19 protein-coding genes are annotated in these 16,669 nt (G+C 71.0%); 9 read left to right on the top strand and 10 right to left on the bottom strand.

The genetic code is table 11. The features are described 5' to 3' along the window. Positions 1 to 12: 12 nt before the first annotated feature. From ACZ4AA_RS17305 to ACZ4AA_RS17295, 3 genes are all read right to left on the bottom strand, one after another. On the bottom strand, positions 13 to 219 hold the full coding sequence (locus ACZ4AA_RS17305) for a hypothetical protein (protein ID WP_467602176.1): 207 nt from the start codon (positions 217 to 219) through the stop codon (positions 13 to 15). A gap of 294 nt (positions 220 to 513) precedes the next feature. Continuing rightward, entirely contained in the window at positions 514 to 1,110 is a 597-nt protein-coding gene (locus ACZ4AA_RS17300) for an SMI1/KNR4 family protein (protein ID WP_467602173.1), read from the bottom strand. A 118-nt stretch (positions 1,111 to 1,228) separates the two neighbouring features. Continuing rightward, positions 1,229 to 1,648, bottom strand: coding sequence for a histidine phosphatase family protein (locus ACZ4AA_RS17295; RefSeq protein ID WP_467602170.1), 420 nt, complete (start codon positions 1,646 to 1,648; stop codon positions 1,229 to 1,231). Positions 1,649 to 1,856: 208 nt separating this feature from the next. Between ACZ4AA_RS17295 and ACZ4AA_RS17290 the strand changes: the two genes are divergently transcribed. Then, a complete protein-coding gene (locus tag ACZ4AA_RS17290) occupies positions 1,857 to 2,216 on the top strand; it encodes a hypothetical protein (protein ID WP_467602167.1) in 360 nt (119 codons plus the stop codon). A gap of 69 nt (positions 2,217 to 2,285) precedes the next feature. Here the strand turns inward: ACZ4AA_RS17290 and ACZ4AA_RS17285 are convergent, their stop codons facing one another. From ACZ4AA_RS17285 to ACZ4AA_RS17270, 4 genes are all read right to left on the bottom strand, one after another. Continuing rightward, on the bottom strand, positions 2,286 to 3,080 hold the full coding sequence (locus ACZ4AA_RS17285; protein WP_467602163.1) for a hypothetical protein: 795 nt from the start codon (positions 3,078 to 3,080) through the stop codon (positions 2,286 to 2,288). Positions 3,081 to 3,241: 161 nt separating this feature from the next. After that, the gene (gene secD, locus ACZ4AA_RS17280) at positions 3,242 to 5,470 is read right to left on the bottom strand and encodes a protein translocase subunit SecD (RefSeq protein ID WP_467602160.1); all 2,229 of its coding nucleotides are present in this window, start codon (positions 5,468 to 5,470) and stop codon (positions 3,242 to 3,244) included. 155 nt (positions 5,471 to 5,625) lie between these two features. Next, positions 5,626 to 6,291, bottom strand: coding sequence for a response regulator (locus tag ACZ4AA_RS17275; RefSeq protein ID WP_467602157.1), 666 nt, complete (start codon positions 6,289 to 6,291; stop codon positions 5,626 to 5,628). After that, complete coding sequence (locus ACZ4AA_RS17270; protein WP_467602155.1) at positions 6,288 to 7,241, bottom strand: HAMP domain-containing sensor histidine kinase; 954 nt, start codon at positions 7,239 to 7,241, stop codon at positions 6,288 to 6,290. Before ACZ4AA_RS17270 ends, ACZ4AA_RS17275 begins: the two co-directional genes overlap by 4 nt. A 352-nt stretch (positions 7,242 to 7,593) precedes the next feature. Between ACZ4AA_RS17270 and ACZ4AA_RS17265 the strand changes: the two genes are divergently transcribed. The 4 genes from ACZ4AA_RS17265 (at position 7,594) to ACZ4AA_RS17250 (ending at position 10,185) form a co-directional block, all read left to right on the top strand. After that, positions 7,594 to 7,920, top strand: coding sequence for a TraR/DksA family transcriptional regulator (locus tag ACZ4AA_RS17265; protein ID WP_467602152.1), 327 nt, complete (start codon positions 7,594 to 7,596; stop codon positions 7,918 to 7,920). 46 nt (positions 7,921 to 7,966) lie between these two features. Next, positions 7,967 to 8,338 (top strand): TraR/DksA family transcriptional regulator, encoded by a 372-nt coding sequence (locus ACZ4AA_RS17260; protein WP_467602148.1) that lies wholly within the window; start codon positions 7,967 to 7,969, stop codon positions 8,336 to 8,338. Positions 8,339 to 8,527: 189 nt separating this feature from the next. Beyond that, on the top strand, positions 8,528 to 9,742 hold the full coding sequence (locus ACZ4AA_RS17255; protein ID WP_467602145.1) for a glycoside hydrolase family 3 N-terminal domain-containing protein: 1,215 nt from the start codon (positions 8,528 to 8,530) through the stop codon (positions 9,740 to 9,742). Between the two features lie 59 nt (positions 9,743 to 9,801). Beyond that, positions 9,802 to 10,185: a VOC family protein gene (locus ACZ4AA_RS17250; protein ID WP_467602142.1), complete on the top strand. Its 384-nt coding sequence runs from the start codon at positions 9,802 to 9,804 to the stop codon at positions 10,183 to 10,185. 219 nt (positions 10,186 to 10,404) lie between these two features. Here ACZ4AA_RS17250 and ACZ4AA_RS17245 read toward each other — a convergent pair whose 3' ends face one another. After that, positions 10,405 to 11,547, bottom strand: coding sequence for a winged helix DNA-binding domain-containing protein (locus ACZ4AA_RS17245; RefSeq protein WP_467602139.1), 1,143 nt, complete (start codon positions 11,545 to 11,547; stop codon positions 10,405 to 10,407). Between the two features lie 143 nt (positions 11,548 to 11,690). Here ACZ4AA_RS17245 and ACZ4AA_RS17240 point away from each other — a divergent pair, with 143 nt between their 5' ends. The 3 genes from ACZ4AA_RS17240 to ACZ4AA_RS17230 all read left to right on the top strand — a co-directional run bounded on the left by ACZ4AA_RS17240 (position 11,691) and on the right by ACZ4AA_RS17230 (position 14,384). Next, positions 11,691 to 12,452: a hypothetical protein gene (locus ACZ4AA_RS17240; RefSeq protein ID WP_467602136.1), complete on the top strand. Its 762-nt coding sequence runs from the start codon at positions 11,691 to 11,693 to the stop codon at positions 12,450 to 12,452. A 135-nt stretch (positions 12,453 to 12,587) separates the two neighbouring features. Further along, positions 12,588 to 13,469, top strand: coding sequence for a bestrophin-like domain (locus ACZ4AA_RS17235; protein WP_467602133.1), 882 nt, complete (start codon positions 12,588 to 12,590; stop codon positions 13,467 to 13,469). A 132-nt stretch (positions 13,470 to 13,601) separates the two neighbouring features. After that, positions 13,602 to 14,384 carry a VOC family protein gene (locus ACZ4AA_RS17230; RefSeq protein WP_467602130.1) on the top strand — a complete coding sequence of 261 codons (783 nt, stop codon included), beginning with the start codon at positions 13,602 to 13,604 and terminating at the stop codon, positions 14,382 to 14,384. A gap of 106 nt (positions 14,385 to 14,490) precedes the next feature. On the opposite strand, the gene ACZ4AA_RS17225 is transcribed toward ACZ4AA_RS17230, so the two are convergent. Next, a complete protein-coding gene (locus ACZ4AA_RS17225) occupies positions 14,491 to 15,408 on the bottom strand; it encodes an EamA family transporter (RefSeq protein ID WP_467602127.1) in 918 nt (305 codons plus the stop codon). Between the two features lie 40 nt (positions 15,409 to 15,448). Between ACZ4AA_RS17225 and ACZ4AA_RS17220 the strand changes: the two genes are divergently transcribed. After that, complete coding sequence (locus ACZ4AA_RS17220; protein WP_467602124.1) at positions 15,449 to 15,973, top strand: MarR family winged helix-turn-helix transcriptional regulator; 525 nt, start codon at positions 15,449 to 15,451, stop codon at positions 15,971 to 15,973. 159 nt (positions 15,974 to 16,132) lie between these two features. Here ACZ4AA_RS17220 and ACZ4AA_RS17215 read toward each other — a convergent pair whose 3' ends face one another. Beyond that, a complete protein-coding gene (locus ACZ4AA_RS17215; protein ID WP_467602122.1) occupies positions 16,133 to 16,615 on the bottom strand; it encodes a hypothetical protein in 483 nt (160 codons plus the stop codon). Positions 16,616 to 16,669 lie beyond the last annotated feature (54 nt).

Genomic DNA, 16,669 nt, shown 5'->3' with positions numbered 1-16,669 from the left:
GGGCAGGGCGGATCAGCCCTGCTGCGTCCCGGGCGGGAGCGCCAGGCCGGCGGGAGCGCCGTTCCAGGAGCTCTCGGCCTGGGCGGGCGCCGAGGTCCGCAGGGGCGGCATCACTCGTTGCAGGTCGCTGCGAATCCGCTCGGCCTCACCTCGGACCTGCGCGGGGACGTCACCGCGCTCCGCGACGAGCTGGCGGTAGATCGGGGCTTCCTGGAACACGGACAACGCGTCCTTCCTGTCGGGGCCTCGCGCCGGACACGGAGGCGGTTGCCGAGTGTACGGGCCCCGGGGCCCCCTCCGGTCCAGCTCGGGACACCGACGCTCCCACCGCACCCCCGCCGACCCGTGCCCGACCGCGCACGGGGCCTGCTCCCCGCCCCTCTCCCACCTCAACAGGACCCGCGAAAGCCCCTGTTCGGCACCCCCCGTTTCACCACCACCGACGGATGTGCATCCGGCCACACTGCCCCGGCCAGAACCCCACCGCGGCTCACGGACCCTCGCGGTGTCGCATCAGAACGTCTTGAAGGTCGGCTGAACAGGGCCGATCTCACCGTTGGCGACCAGTTCCTCCAAATCTTCCGGTTCCAGGAACTCCAGGGCCTCCGGTTCGATGCCGTGGTACCGATCTACGTCAAGCAGCTGCCGTACGAACGTGAGGGCGAAGCCCGAGAACGTGCTGTCGAAGGTCTCGCAGCCCTCTTCGTGGACCATCGTGACGATCTTCCACCGGTCCGGGTCCGGGTCGCAGGGCAGGAAGAAGTGCTCGTCGCCGCTGCGGTCGTACCCCCAGGAGATCAGCCCACCAGGTGCGGGGTGGAAGGGGTACGGGATGTGCTCGGAGTCACCGCGACCCAGTGCCCTGTCCCGGCGCTCGGTGAACGTCCGGTGCGTCGCGCGCATCCGCTCCAGGAGCGGGCTGGATCCGGTGGGGTGGAGGACGACGAGTTCGTCGGACATGACCCCGCCGCCGTAGGCGTTCAGGAACGCTTTGAAGTCGCCGGGCAGCGCGGAACCTGTGTACTGCTCGACTTCGTCCCAATCGTCCGGCTTCGGTCGCCGATGAGCCGGAGCCCCCAGCAGTGCCTGCAACTCGTCCAACGAGGACATGTACTGCTCCAAGTCTGCTCAGCGGTGACGGCGGCGCGCCAACTTCATGGTTCATCAGTCTGGTTGCCGACCAGGCGGCGGGCTGCCGCTACGCGCCGTTCCAGGTGGAGATGCAGGGCTACCCGTCTTCGTTGGCCAGGATGCTGAGGGTGCCTGGATGCGGGTGGCCGAGGAGTCGAGCGGCGGACGCGTCGAGGCCGACCCAGCGTGCGGTGAGGACCCGCGCGAGATGGCCCTGGGCGACGACGGCGACGTCCCCTTCGCTCAGCAGCGGCCGGATCAGGTCCAGCACCTCGCCGGTGCGGGCGGCCACCTGCGGGAGTTGCTCGCCGGGGAGGTCGGCCGGCTCGGCCGTGCGCACGGTGCGGCGCAGCGGGCTGCTGGACACGACGGCCAGGCGACGTGGGGCCGGCCTCGGAGCGAGGTCCTTGGCCGCCGCCTCGCCCTCCTCGGTCAGTGGAAGGCCGGTGCGGCCCGCGTGTCGACCCGACAGGCTCCACTCGGTCCGGCCGTGCCGGATCACTGCCAGCGCGCCCATGGCCGTGCACGCTTTCTGTTTGTCCGGCCCGACGGGACGGAGGCATGTGATCATTGCCCGCATGTGGGGGGTCAGGCGTCGTTCGGTGCGTGGTGGTTTGTCTGTCGTCGTGTTCGCAACCGCGGTGGCATTGACCGGGTGCGACGGAACTCCGCGGCCGGTCGGGGATCCCGATCCCGGGCATCGGCGGCTCGATGCGATTCGCCCGGTGCTGTCCGTGGTGCCGGCGCACGCGAAGGTCACGCTGAAGCAGACCGCGGTGCCCAAATGGGACTCGTGCGACGGGATGACGTCGACCTACGGCTGGAATCCGGCGACCGTCGCCGTCGACTTCACCGGAGGCGGGTCCGCGCGTCAGGTGGCCGCGTCCATAGAGACCGCGATGCGGCGTCTGGGGTGGACGCTCGACCACGGCTCGGTGGCGGGGGGCGAGTGGATCTGGCACATGAGGTTGGCCGACGGCGGCCGGGCCTCGGCGCAGTTGCTCGGCGGTCCCGATGCCGAACCGCCCGACTGGAACCTCCAGGCGACGGCACCGGCCGCCACCCACCCCAGCGAGGGCTGCTGAACGCGACCCGCTGTACGGGAACTCCCTTGCCGACAGGGCCGGTTACCGCCGCCGGCCAGGGGTGTTCTCTCAGTAGCGCCAGGCGAAGGCCGCGCTTTCGCGGAGGTCCCCCGGGAAGACGGCGTCGGCGACCCGGTGCGCGAAGCGCCGGTAGGCGGCCTCCTGTTCGGCGGTGAGCACGCGCGAGGCCGGTTCGCCCGCGTCCGTTCGCGCGGGCGCTGCGAGCAGCGGCCGCAGCAGTGCCAGATCCTCGGGCGCCGGTTCGGGACGGAGTGTGTCCAGCAGGATCCGCAGGTGGCCGCACAGGCTCGACGCGGTGGACGGGCCGAGCGGGTAGGGGTGTTGTCCGGCGATCCGGTCCAGCAGGGCGGCGCCGTGCAGCCGCCCGGCGACGACCTGTGCCAGGCGGTCGAGCAGGGCCGCGAGCGTGGCCAGGTCACGCTCCGAGAGTTCCACCAGGTGTACGGGTATGCGCTCGCGCCCGTCGAGCCCTCGCAGGCCGCTGCCGCGAGCGACCCGGTCGCGTTCGTCCACGGCCTGCCGATACACCTGGTCGCTCACCGATCCCGAGGAGTCCGTGCGCTCCGTACGGTCCGAGGGTTCGGCGGCGTCCCCGGCGGGCTCGGGGACGTATGCGCGCAGCTCCTCGGGAAGGGCGGCGCACAGTGCTTCCCACGCCGCCAGGGCCGCCACCGGGTCGACGCCGTCCGGCAGTTGGGCCGGCTCCCGCTCGGCCGCGGCGGCGAGGGGGGCGAGGAGCATGGAGTGCGCCCGGTGGAAGTCCCAGAGCCATGCGGGGTCGCCCGGTACGAGCCGTTCGCAGCGGACGGCCGCCGTGCCGGGGGTGCTTTCGCCGAGTGTCACAGGGGTCCTCCGAAGTCGGCCGGTCTCAGGGAAGCGCCGGCGGGCGTACGGACGCACGCGGGTGCGGCGTCCGTACGAGCCCGCCCGACGACACCCTCACCATATCGTCAAGTTGACGATATACGGGAGGTTTCCCGGGATCCTATGGCTTCCGACCCCGCTCACGTGCGCTGGTGCAGTGCGATGGCCAGTGGTGTGGCGGTGAACATCGAGGAGTAGGTGCCCACCACGAGGCCGATGAGGAGGGCCAGGGCGAAGTCGGTCAGGGTGTCGCCGCCGAGGACGGCCAGCGCGGTGAGGATGAACGCGGCGCCCATGCCCGTGTTCACGGTGCGGGGCAGGGTCTCCAGGAGTGCCTGGTTGGCGGTGCGCGCGAAGGGCTCCTCGCGGTCGCGGCGGCCGCGTTCCCTGATCCGGTCGAAGACGACGACGGAGTCGTTGACCGAATAGCCGATGACCGTCAGCAGTGCGGCCAGGAAGACGCCGTCGATGGGCTTGCCGAGCCACGCGAAGACGCCGACGAGGATCACGGCGTCATGGGCGAGGGCGGCGACTGCGGAGGTTCCCAGGAGCCAGCGGAAGCGCGCGGCGAGATAGACGAGCTGCGCTCCCAGGGCGACCAGGAGGGCGATGAGGGCGCCTTGGCGCAGTTCCTTGCCGAGGCTGGGTCCGATGGACTCGTCGCGGATCTTGTCGGCTCGGCCCGCCAGATCGCCGACGGTGTCGTCGAGGGCGACCGCCTGGGCGTCGGTCAGGTGCTCGGTGCGGACGGTGAGCCCGCTCTCGCCCGAGGTCTGGACGACGGCCCGGGGGAATCCGGCGTCCGCGAGCGCCGTACGGGCCCGGTCGGGGTCGAGGGAAGGGGCGGTGGTGTATTCGATGAGACGGCCTCCGGTGAATTCCACGCCGAGGTCGAGGCCGCGCACGGCGATACCGGAGGCGGCAAGGACGACTGCGGCGCCGGAGACCGCCAGCCACCGGCGCGAGTGGCGCATCAGGTCCGGCTCGGTGCGGGCGAGGCGGGCACGGACGGCGCCGGTGTGGGCGATGCCGGAGAGGTGCGGGCGGCGTCGCAGACCGGGGCGGGTGACGGCGAGGTCGGCGAGGGCCCGGGTGATGACCAGTGCGCTGACCATGGAGGCGAGGACGCCGATGCCCAGCGTGACACCGAACCCGCGCACCGGCCCGGAGGCGAGGAAGAACAGGAGTCCGGCGGCGATGAGCGTGGTGATGTTCGAGTCGGCGATGGCGCTGAAGGCCCTGCGGAATCCCGCGGTCAGGGACGACCTCGGGGTGGCACGGTGGCGAGAGGCGTACTCCTCGCGGGCGCGTTCGAAGACGAGCACGTTGGCGTCGACCGCCATGCCGATGGCCAGCACGAACCCGGCGAGGCCCGGCAGGGTGAGGGTGGCGCCGAGGACGGCGAGGGCGGCGTAGGAGATGAGGCCGTAACAGGCCAGCGCGACGGCCGCCAGGACTCCCATGATCCGGTAGACCGCGATGATGAACAGCGAGGTCAGAGCGGTGCCGATGGCAGCGGCCCAGGCGCTGGCCGTGATGGCGTGCGCGCCCAGGGTGGGGCCGACGGTGCGCTGTTCGACGGTCTCGACCGGCACCGGCAGGGCGCCGCCGTTGATGAGCAGGGCCAGTTCCTTGGCTTCGCCGGCGTCGTAGGTTCCGGTGATCTGGGTGGAACCCCCGCTGATGCCGGACCGGCAGGCGACGGACGGGGCGACCTGCGGCGAAGAGATGATCTTGCCGTCCAGGACGATGGCGACACGGCGGCCGGGATCTCCGGGCGGCCGGCACGCCGCGTCGCCGGTCAGGCGGGCCCAGCCCGCCTCGCCCGCCCCCTCGAAGTCGACGGTGACGTGCCATCCGGCACCGCCCTGCTGGTCGAAGCCGGCGACCGCCTTCTCGACGTCCTTGCCGGTCAGCGAGGCCGCCCTGAGGCGCAGCCGTTGACCGGACTCGTCGGCGATCACCTGCTCCTGGGGCCGTTCGGGCGGCGGTTCGGGCACGTCGTGAGCGTCGTTCGCCGCGCCGAGCACCTGGTGGAAGCTGAGCTGGGCGGTGCGGCCGAGCACGTCGGACGCCTCGCGGGGGTCCTGAAGACCGGGCAGCTCGACGACGATCCGGTCGCTGCCGGAGCGCGCGATGACGGGCTCGGCGACACCGAGCGCGTCGATACGGCCGCGCAGCACCTCCACCGTACGGTCCGTCGCCTCGTCGTCGGCGTCGGCAGCCGCGGTGGGGCGGGTCTCCAGGACGATCTGGGTACCGCCCCGCAGATCGAGTCCGAGGTGGACGGGCACGGTGAGCGCGACGTACAGGGACAGGACGACGACCGCGAGGGCGATCAGCCCTCTGACGTGCTGGGATCGGTTCACAACGAGCCTCCGGCGGGCACACCGCGGCCAGGACAGTGGCCGCGGCCGGGAAGGGAGAGGGTGATGGTGCGCGGGCTCGGGCCACGGGTGCGCGGAGCGTCGCGCGCGAGGTGGACCCCCGCCCCCTGACCCCGTCCCCCGGCCCCGGTCCGGGCTCAGGCCTCGATGAGGCCGGCGCGGATCGCGTAGCGGGTGAGTTCCAGCCGGTCACGCAGACCGAGCTTGTGCAGCAGGTTCTCGCGGTGCCGGTGAACGGTCTTGATGCTGATGAAGAGCATCTCCGCGATCTCCTTGGAGGAGTGGCCCTCGGCGACGAGTTTGAGGACCTCCTCCTCGCGCGCGGTCAGCACCCGCTCGGGCGGCTCCTCGCCCTGGCGCACCCGGTCGAGATAGGTGCGGACGAGGGCCGTGACCGCGCCCGGGTACAGGAAGGGCTCGTCCCGCATGGCGGCCCGGCACGCCGCCACCAGGTCGCGGTCCGCCACGGACTTCAGCACGTACCCGGCGGCGCCGGTCTTCAGTGCCTGGAAGAAGTACTGCTCGTTGTCGTGCATCGTCAGCATCAGCACCCGCACGCCGGGCTTCACCGCGAGGAGTTCCCGGGTGGCCTGCAAACCGGTCATCCGGGGCATGGCGATGTCCATCACCGCCAGGTCGACCTCATGGGTACGGGCCAGCTCGATGGCCTCGGCGCCGTCCCCCGCCTCGGCGACGACCTCCAGATCCGGCTCCCGTTCGAGGATGAGCCTCACCCCTCGACGTACCAGAGCGTGGTCGTCGGCGAGGAGGATACGGATCACGGAGGTATGGGGCGTGGTCATGGCTGCTTCCTGAGGAGGGGCACGGTCAGCCGGACCTGGGTACCGGCCCGGGGAGTGGAAGTGACGTCCAGGGTGGCCCCGATCAGCAGGGCCCGCTCGCGCATGCCGCGGATCCCCGCGCCCTCGCGGGCGACGCCGGTTCCGCGGCCGTCGTCGGCGACGGCCAGCACCACCGCCTCGTCGATGCGGCGCAGGCTCACTTCGACCTGGTCCGCCTCGGCGTGACGGGCGGCGTTGGTCAGGGCCTCCTGGGCGACGCGGTACAGCACGAGTTCCGTCTGCCGGTCGAACGCGGGCAGGCCGGTGTCGAAGCGGCGCACCACGCGCAGTCCGACATGGGTGGCGAACTCGCTGGTCAGCGAGGTCAGGGCGCTGATCAGACCGAGGTCTTCGAGCGCGCCGGGCCGGAGCCGGCGCGCCAGCCGGCTCACCTCGTCCAGGCTCCCCCGGGTGATCTCCCGCAACTGCCGGAGATCACCGCGCAGGGGCTCGTCCGCCTCGCCCGCGGCCCGTTCGAGCGCCAGCAGGATCGCGGTCATGCTCTGGCCGACCTCGTCGTGCAGTTCCTGGGCGATACGGCGGCGTTCCGTCTCCTGCGCGAACAGGGCACGGGCGCTGCTGGTGGCCCGTTCGTGCTCCAGGCGTTCGAGCATGGCGTTGAAGGTGCGGATCAGTTCGGCGACCTCACCGCGTCCCCGTACCGGCAACCGCTGGCCGGGGCGCAGCAGATCGACGGTGGTCATCATCCGGGTGAGCCGGCCGAGCGGGGTCAGGCCGATCCGCAGCAGGGCCGCGTTGGCCACCAGCATGACGGCCAGGCCGGCCACGAGGATGACCGCCTCGGTCAGGACCACCGGCACGGAGACGGTCACGGGAGCCCACAGCAGCAGCGCGGTGGCGCTTCCCAGCACGATCGCGTTGAGCGCGTAGATCCGCCAGAACAGGGACACCGGGATGACGCCTTTCGCTAGGTGACACGGCTTCCTTACTACTGTCGGTCACCGTGCACCTCTTGCGTGAGCTGCGGCCACTGGTCTTGACCGGCCTGTCGCCCAGGCTGCCCGCTCACGGCCGTCGCGTCGATGGGCTCCAATGCCCATTTCCGGGACCTGGCCCGTCTCCGCCGCGATGAGCCCCGCGCCGTTCCGCGTATGGGTATCGCGCCCTATGGGCTTTCCGGGAGACCGCGGCCAGGGTGGAGGCATCAACCGGCCCCCGCGGCTCCCCCGCCATCGCCTCCGACAGCCGCCTGCCGCCTGTCTGCCCGGCGCGATCCACCCCCTACTCGAAGAAGGAACGGTTATGTCGCTCGATACGCCCCGGACCGCACCCCGTCATGAACGGCTGACGGCGCACGAGGCACTCCAGCGCCTCGAACAGGAACGTGCCTCCCGGCTCACCCAGTTGCGGGCCATCGGCGAGGCCAAGCCCGACGCCGAGGAGCATGTGATGGCCGCGCAGAAGGAGACCGTCCGGCGCGTTCTCAAAGAGGTCGAGGCCGCGTTCGCCCGTGTCCGGGACGGCAGTTACGGACTCTGCCGGAACTGCTCCAAGCCCATTCCGGTCGAGCGCCTGGAAATCCTGCCCCACACGCCGTTCTGCGTCCCCTGTCAGCGCGGCACCGTCTGACACGCACCCTCCCGCTCCGCCTCTCCCGCCTTGCCCAGGGGGTGACTTGGTGAACCGCCAGATCATCGACGACCGCACCACTCGTCTGTCGATCGAGGACTACGCCGTACTGCGCGACAACCTGCGCGAGCAACGCCTGTTCCGCCAGGAACAGCTTCAGCAGCTCTCGGCGGCCGCGCTCCGCGCCGACGCCTTCCTCGACCGGCAGGCCGCTTCCCAGACCGAGGTCCGCGTCAAGCTCGCCGCGTCCGCCCGGATGGTGCTGGCCGATGTCGAGGCCGCGCTCGACCGGATGGACGAGTGCCGCTACGGCGGCTGTCATCTGTGCCGCCGGCCCATCGCCCGCGAACGGCTGCTGATCGTGCCGCAGGCCCGCTACTGCGCCCGCTGTCAACAGGTCAGGGAGGCGGGAAGGTGACCCTCGCGCCCCCCGTGTTCTCAGCGCGTCAGGAGCTCCCGCCCCCTTCCGGGCCGGGCACGATACGGCGTCGTGGCCGTATCCGCACGCCCGGAGTCAGCCGATCTGTGCGGAGGTACGCTGGATTCGGCAACTGACTATCCGCTGACCACACAAGCGGCCCGCAGCCGGCATCCACGGAGTATGTTCATGGCATCCCACCAGTCGCCCAACCGTCGCTCCGGCATCGACCGACGTGTCTGGATCGCCTCCTCGCTTGTTGTGTCACTCGCGGCGGCTGGAATCGGGGGCGTGCAGATCTCGCAGGCGGCGACGGTCGACCCGGCCACCTCGGGCTCGAAGCTCGCGGCGTCCACCTGCGCGGACCGGACGTACTCGGCGATGACGACGGCCCAGCGGGTCGGTCAGCTCCTCATGGGATCGGTCACGCCGTCCGCTCCCGACAGCCGGCGGATCGCTCTGATGCGCCAGTACCACGTCGGCTCGGTGTTCCTCGCCGGGCGCAGCACGGCCGGGACCGTGGCCACCAAGAACCTTGTCGCCGGTCTTCAGGCGAAGGCCGACAGCGTGGCCGGTCACCGGGTGGGTCTGCTGGTCTCGACCGACCAGGAGGGCGGTCAGGTCCAGGTGCTGACCGGGCCCGGTTTCTCGACCATCCCTAGCGCGCTGACGCAGGGGACGTGGACGACGACGAAGTTGCGCGGTGAATCCGCCGTGTGGGCCAAGGAGCTCAAGTCGGCCGGGGTCAACCTGAATCTCGCGCCCGTCGCGGACGTCGTACCGGCGAGCCTGGGCACGGCCAACGCCCCGATCGGCAAGTTCAACCGCGAGTTCGGTCATACGGCGGCGACGGTGGCCCCGCACAGCAACGCGTTCCTCGAAGGCTCCGCCCAGTCCGGGGTGCTGTCCACGCTCAAGCACTTCCCGGGACTCGGCTTCGTCCGGGGCAACACCGACACCACGGCCAATGTCGTGGACTCCGTGACCACGAGCTCCAGCCCGAGCGTCACCACGTTCAAGTCCGGTATCGACGCCGGGGCGCCGTTCGTCATGATCTCCTCGGCGACGTACAGCAGGATCGACGCGCACAACCCCGCCGCGTTCTCCTCCACGGTGATCCAGACCATGCTGCGCAAGAACATGGGCTTCAAGGGTGTCGTCATCTCGGACGACCTCGGCAACGCGGTGGCGGTGAAGGCCGTGGCGCCGGGCGACCGTGCCGTCAGGTTCATCTCGGCCGGCGGTGACGTGGTCCTGACGGTCGAACCGAACCTGATCCCGGCCATGAGCAAGGCCGTTCAGGCCCGGATGACGCAGAGCGCGGCCTTCCGCGCCCAGGTGAGCGCGAGCGTCCACCGCGTCCTGAACGCCAAGCAGAAGGCGGGCCAGCTGACGTGTAGCTGACCCGGATCGCCGCCGCGGCCGTACGCGACGGGACCGGGATCGTGGTGCAGGATGCGGCCATGCGATCACGAACGCGCGGCATGTGGTGGGGAACGACGATCGAGGCGCCGGACCCGGGCGCTCTGGCCGCGTTCTACGCCGAACTCCTCGGCTGGCACATCGGCCACGAGGAGCCCGGCACGGCCGTCGTCGCCGCCTCCCCCAACGGACCGTTCCTCGTGTTCCAGCAGGCCGACGGCTACCGGGCTCCGGTCTGGCCGCCGGCCGACGGGGAGCAACGGCCCATGATGCACTTCGACTTCCAGGTCGGCGATCTGGACGAGGCGGTCGCCGAGGCCGTCGCCCTGGGTGCCGTCGTGGCCGACTTCCAGCCGCAGGACAACGTCCGGGTGCTCTTCGATCCTGCCGGGCACCCCTTCTGTCTGTGCTTCGACGAGGGATGAAGCGTGTACGCCGGGCGACCCGAGGGGCGGCTCTCGTCGTCCTCATCCGCCCTCGTACAGCCGACGATGCCACCACGGGTACGGAGTTCCGCTCCAGTCCACCCAGTGAATCGGCTCAGGATCGTGATGTGTCCGATCTGCGGGACCGCGTCCAGGCCGTCGTGCTCGCCTACGAGAGCGGCCTGATCTCACCGCAGGGGCCGCCCGACGAGGGCCGGTTCAACGGCCCTTGACCCTCCTCGTCTCGACGCCCGGGATTCCCTTGTCCCACCAGTGGTGGTAGCGGCTGTACGGGGCCGGGTCCCGTTCCGCGAGCAGGGCGGCCAGCATCTCCGCCTCCTCGGTCACCGCCTGCCAGGCCGTCTTGCCGAGCTTGCGGAACGCGGTGAGTTCCAGCCCTTCGTCCAGCGGGCGCCACACCCCGGCCACCTGGCCGTCGACGAGCAGGGTGGGCAGGATGTCGCCGTTGCGCCGGACGACGAGGGGCCGGTGCTCCGGAGGCATGACGCGCCCGGGGAGGGCGTGGGCCAGCAGCGTGCTGTCCCACATCGGAAGCAGCCTCGGCGGTACGGGGGTGTCCTCGGCGGGCACGGTGGCGTCCGGGAGGTCGTACAGGACGGCGCGGCCCGGTCCAGGAACGCGTACGACCTGGTCGCCGAGCTCGCTCAGCGCCTGGGTGATCACGGGACGCCCCAGCAGGGTGAACCGGGCGAAGTCCTGTGCCGACGCCGGTCCGAACGCGCGGAGGTGGGCGAGCAGGAGCCGCCGTACGCCCGCCGCCGCGTCCTGTGTCTCGGTCGTGGGGTCGACGGGCGAGGCGAGGTAGGTGTTGGGCAGGCGGAAGGACCACGGACCGCCGGTCGGCGTGTGCTGGATCGGCGCGTACGTCCTCAGCGCCCACCACACGCGGTGCGCGCGGTCGCCGAAGCCGGCCGTGACCTCCGCCTCCACGTCGGCTCCGGTGTGCGGGCGGGCCAGGAACGCGGCGAGTTCCGACAGCAGCCCGTCGGCGTCCTCGTCGGTCAGGTCGGTCGAGGTGTAGCGGCGGTCGTACAGCCGCGATGCCCGCAGGCTTCGGACCATGGCGGCGTGGTAGGGCGCGTAGTCGTCGGCGTGGACGGCGTGCAGGGTGATCCGCATGAGGGTCGCCTTGACGATCCGCCGGTCCGCGAACGCGGCGTCGAGCTCCTCGGGCACGAAGCCCTCCACGCGGTTCCACAGGGCCACGTACGGCGACACGGGCGCCTGGGCCTGGACGGCACAGACCCGGCGGACGGCCTCCGCCACGTCGAGACGCCCGCGTTCCAGCAGGAGCTGACGGTCCAGGGTCGCCAGGGTGAGCTGCCGCTCGGTGAGGGTCACGCCGGAATTATCCCGCCGCCGCGACGCCGCGAGTCCCCGGACACGGCCGCGGCTTTCCCTGACATGCCGTCAGGGTCGTCTCAGGGTCGAGGCCGGGACGTCACCGATAGCGGTGCCCGGGGCGTGGCCAGCACGCTGTGGTCATGGTGAACCCGACTTCCGAAGACCGTCGCCCGTCCCTCGCCCGCCGCGCCGCGCTCACCCTCGCCGGTGCCGCCGCCCTGGCGGGACTGGTGGGTGCGTACACGCCGAACCTCGCGTACGCCGAACCGCGTTCCGCCGCCCCCGGGTCCGCGACCGACTTCAGCGACTGCCCCGCTCTCCCCGCCGGGGCGGACCCGTCCCGTTGGCGCTGTGAAGTCCACACCGCAGCACCGCTGTTGACGATCGGCACGATCGAAGTGGCGCTCGCTCCCATCACCATGACGCACGCCGAGGGACCGATGCCGGACGGCACCGACCAACAGGTGTGGGGTGCGATGCACAGCACGCCGACCGCCGTTCCCGGAGGGCTGACCGGCACCGCCGCGGGCGACCGGGCGCGGCTGCTGCGACTGGCGATCCAGCCGGTCTACGGCGGCCGATCCGACTTCTACACCGGGCAGTTCAGCCTCCGCCTGCGGCTGTCGAACCCGCTCCTGTCGCACGGCTGCACCATCGGAGCGGGTGCGCCGGTCGACTTCCAGCTCAAGCGCTCGGGGCCCTCGGAATGGGTCTCGCAGGATCCACCGGTGATCAAGTTCTCGGCGTACGACGACAGTTTCACCGCTCCGGCGGCCGAGCACTGCGGGCCCCTGACCTCGGCGCTCAACCGGCGGCTGGGGCTGCCCGCGCCGACCGGCAATCTGATGACCTACGACGCGACCTACACGTTCCGGATGTACGACCACCTGCCCGCCGCGTGACGCCCGCGGTCCGCCCCTCGCCCCGGCGGACCGCGAATCCCCCGGCCCCGTTGTCGATGCCGGTCTCTCACCCGGTGGTGTGAACTTGCAGGCCACACCCGTAGCGACCCATCGGCGGCGTGCGTTTGGGCGAGTGTGTCCCCTCTAGACTCCACGCATCTCTCGCTCTGGCTGCTCAATCACTTCAGCACCTTCACCCTGGCCGTCGCGATCGTCGGGGGAACCGTCCTCCTGGCCGTCGGCGGCAGCATGCTGCTGCGCCGCAGATATCCCTCGGTGGCCCGCGGCGAACACAACGAGATGGTCGGGGTGACACTCGGCATGTTCGGCGCGATCTACGGGATCATCCTCGCCTTCGTCATCGTCACCCTCTGGACCCAACTGGAGGACACCCAGACCATCGTCGCGTCCGAGGCGACGGACGCGGCGCTCATCACCCGTGACGCCGGCGCGTTCCCGGCACAGGTGCGCACCCGTCTCGACTCCACCATGAGCGGATACGTCCACGCGGTCGTGGAGGACCAGTGGCCCCGGATGCGCGCGGGAAACCCCAGTTACGGAGCCACGGAAGTCCACCTCGGCGCGGCCTTCCAGGCGCTCCAGGCGTACGACCCGAAGAGTCAGAGCGAACAGGTCTTCTACGAGGAGGCCGTGAGCCACCTCAACGACGTCGCCTCCCAGCGCCGTGCCCGTATCACCATGGCACGCCAGGAACTCCCGCCGCTCCTCCAGGTATTGGCCTTCGGCGGCGCACTGGTCCTGATCCCGCTCACGTTCCTCTACGGCATGCGCAAACTGAGGGTCCAGATCCTGTTCGTCGCCTCGGTCGCCGGACTCGTCGGCTTCAGCCTGCTCCTGGTCTTCGTCCTGGACCGCCCGTTCGCGGGTGAACTCAGCGTCAGTCCAGCCCCGTACAAGGAGGGCGCCCTGGCCCAGTACTGGACACGGGGAACGACCGACACACCCCCAGGACACCAGGCACTGGGCACGGACCCCACTACCGCAGGCTCTCCGTGATCACACCGTCACCGGCCGGCTCCGACCATCCCGGCTCCCCCGCGGCGGAAACTCGGATGCGGACACCGCACAGGCGTCTCTAGGCTGCACGCGGTCATCGCGTCGGCGTCGGCGGATCGGAGATGCACGGGTATGAGCAGTCAGTTGTTCGCGATCTGCTTCCACGCGACCCGGCCGTCGGACCTGGCGCGGTTCTGGTCCGGTGTCCTGGGCTGGGGACGGGCCGACGCCTCGGGTGGTGATCCGGACGGTGTACCGGGTGGTGATCCGGACGGCGAATCGGGGGGCGATCCGGACGGTGGCATCGCGATCCTGCCGCCGGATGCCGACCGGTTCCGTATCCGGTTCCTGCCGAGCCAGGAGCCGAGATCCGGCCGGAACCGGGCGCACTTCGACCTCACCAGCTCTTCCCCGGAGGCCCAGCAGGAGACGGTGGCCAGGGCCCTGGAGCTCGGTGGCGAGCACCTCGACGTGGGTCAACTCCCCGAAGAGGGACATGTGGTGCTCGTCGATCCGGACGGCAACGAGTTCTGCGTGATCGAGGCGGGCAACAAGTTCCTCGCCGACACCGGGTTCATCGGAGCGCTCGCCTGCGACGGCACGCGGGAGGTCGGCCTCTTCTGGAGCGAGGCGCTGCGGTGGCCGCTGGTCTGGGACCGGGACCAGGAGACCGCGATCCAGTCGCCGAGCGGCGGCACGAAAATCACCTGGGGCGGTCCCCCGGTGGCACCGAAGACCGGCACGAACAGGCTGTTCTTCGAGCTGTCGCTCCCCGCGGGCGCCGAGTTCGACGCCGAGGTCGACCGCCTGGTCTCGCTCGGCGCGACCCGTACGGGCGACGATGAGAATCCGGGCGAGCCGGTCCTGCTGTTCGACCCGGACGGCAACGAGTTCTTCGTACGGAGGAACGGGTAGCGGCCCGGAGCCGGCGATCCCCCACCTCCGCATCCCCTCATCACCCCAGCGCCCGCCCCTCGTCGCCTCAGCCCCCATCCCTTCATCGCTTCGGCGTTTCATCGACTCATCGACATGGCGTCGGGGCCGTCGGTCGTCCATGCCCGGGTGCCGACGCGGCCGCACGTCCGCCCCCGCCCGTACGCCTGGGCCGGCCGAGCACGACTCCGGCCAGGACCAGCACCAGTCCGCCCAGTTGCTGCACGGTCAGCACCTCTCCGGCGACCACGGTGCCGAGCAGTACCCCGGTGACGGGATTGAGCAGGCCGATCAGTCCGACGGTCCCCGTGGGCAGATGCCGTAGCCCGGTGAACCAGGCGGCGAAGGCGAGCGCGGTGGCGATCAGGGTGACGTAGCCGAACGCGAGGAGTGTCGGCCCGGACAGCGCGGGCGGAGGCCCTTCCACGGCCGCGGCCACCGGCAGCAGGAACACGCCACCGGCGGTGAGCTGCCAGGCGGTCGAGGCGAGCACGTCGGCACCGGCGTTCCACCGCTTGGCCAGGATGTACCCGAAGGACGACACCAGCATGGCGGCCGCCGAGGCGAGGACACCCGGGACGCTCACCCCGTCCACCCCGGCGAGCAGCATGAGACAGACCCCCGCGAGTCCGACCACCGCGCCGGACAGGTGGGCGGCCCTGGGCCGCTCGGACACCAGGGGCCAGGCGATGAGCATCATCGTCAGGGGCGCGACCGCCATGACGGTCGAGGCCACGCTCGTCGGAAGCAGCTGGGAAGCGGTGTAGACGAGGACGAAGAACACGCTCATGTTGAGCAGTCCGAGCACCGCGGAGCGCCACCACCAGGCGCCGCGCGGCAGCCGTCGGCACAGGGCGAGCAGGACGAGTCCCGCGGGCAGCGCCCGCAGGGCCGCCCCGTACAGCGGCCGGTCGGCCGGCAGGTACTCGTGCGTCACGAAGTAGTTGGTCCCCCAGGCCACCGGCGCGAACGCGGTCACGGCCACCCACCGCACATTGGCTTCCATGGAAGCTACTATACCTTCCCGGGAAGGTATCCTGGTGGGCATGGAGCACGGAGAACCTCTCGACCGCGTGGCCGGCATCCAGGCGGAGTGGCGCCGCGAGCGACCCGACGTCGACGTCACCCCGCAGGGAGTGATCGGGCGGCTGCACCGCCTGGCCGACCGGCTCAGCGAGGAGCTGTGCCTCGTCTACGACCGCTACGGACTGGGCGAGGGCGAGTTCGACGTCCTGTGCGCACTGCGCCGCGCCGGTGAACCCTACGAACGGGCGCCCGGTGAGCTCGCCGCCCACACGATGGTCACCACCGGCGCGATGACGAAGCGGATCGACCGCCTGGAGCGGGCAGGACTCGTCACCCGCCGCCGTTCAGGCGACGACCAGCGCGGCCGGATCGTCGCCCTGACCAGGCCCGGACGCGAACTGATCGACCAGGCGTTCACCGACCACATGCGCAATGAACGCCGCCTGCTGGATCTGCTGACCGCGGCCGAGGCCGCATCGCTGGAGACGCTGCTCACGACCTGGCTCTCCCGCATGGACGACCCACGCGCTCCCGGCACCGCGTGACCTCCCGGTCCGGGGAGCAGGAAGGGGTGGTCCGAGCCGAGCGCCGCGCCGGACTGCTGACCTCTGCCCCTCTGACCCGCCGAGCCTCTGATCCGCCGAGTCTCTGACCCACCGGCTCGATCGACCAACGGCCCGCTCGGCGAACAGACAGCCCCGCCGTCACTCCTCCCGCATGCCACCCAGCGCCGAAGCCCGCTTCAGGGCCGGCACGAACTCCGGGTTCGCCCGGAGGACGAGGATCGCCACCGTCCTGGCGTCGCGGCGCACCAGCTCGAACCGATGGAAGGTGAGCAGGGGTGACGTGTTGGACATGTGCTTCAGGACGGTGACCCGGTCCCACGGCACGACGTGCTTCGTCTGGCCGAACAGACCGGTGACGGCGAGGCCGCCGGTGTGGATGTGACACACCCGCACCCCGAGCCGCGCGGACAACCAGCCCCACGCGGCCCGCAGACCGACCAGACCGAGGATCACGGCCACCGTGATCAGCCCCTTGGACAGTCCCCCGTCCGGCCTCTTGAAGATCAGGAATCCCAGCACGATGAGGCAGAAGAGCACCGCGAACCGCCGGAACATCTGAAGCAGGGCCCCGGTGACGCTCGCTACCGGATAGGTCCCGCGTCTCTCACCGAGCTCCCCCACACCCTCGTCCCGCCTCAAGAGTCCGCCCCCTCGCCACCCGCCCCAACCACGCCG

The organism is Streptomyces sp. NPDC024698 (genome assembly GCF_055559015.1).
This window is presented reverse-complemented; position numbering and strand designations above follow the sequence as displayed.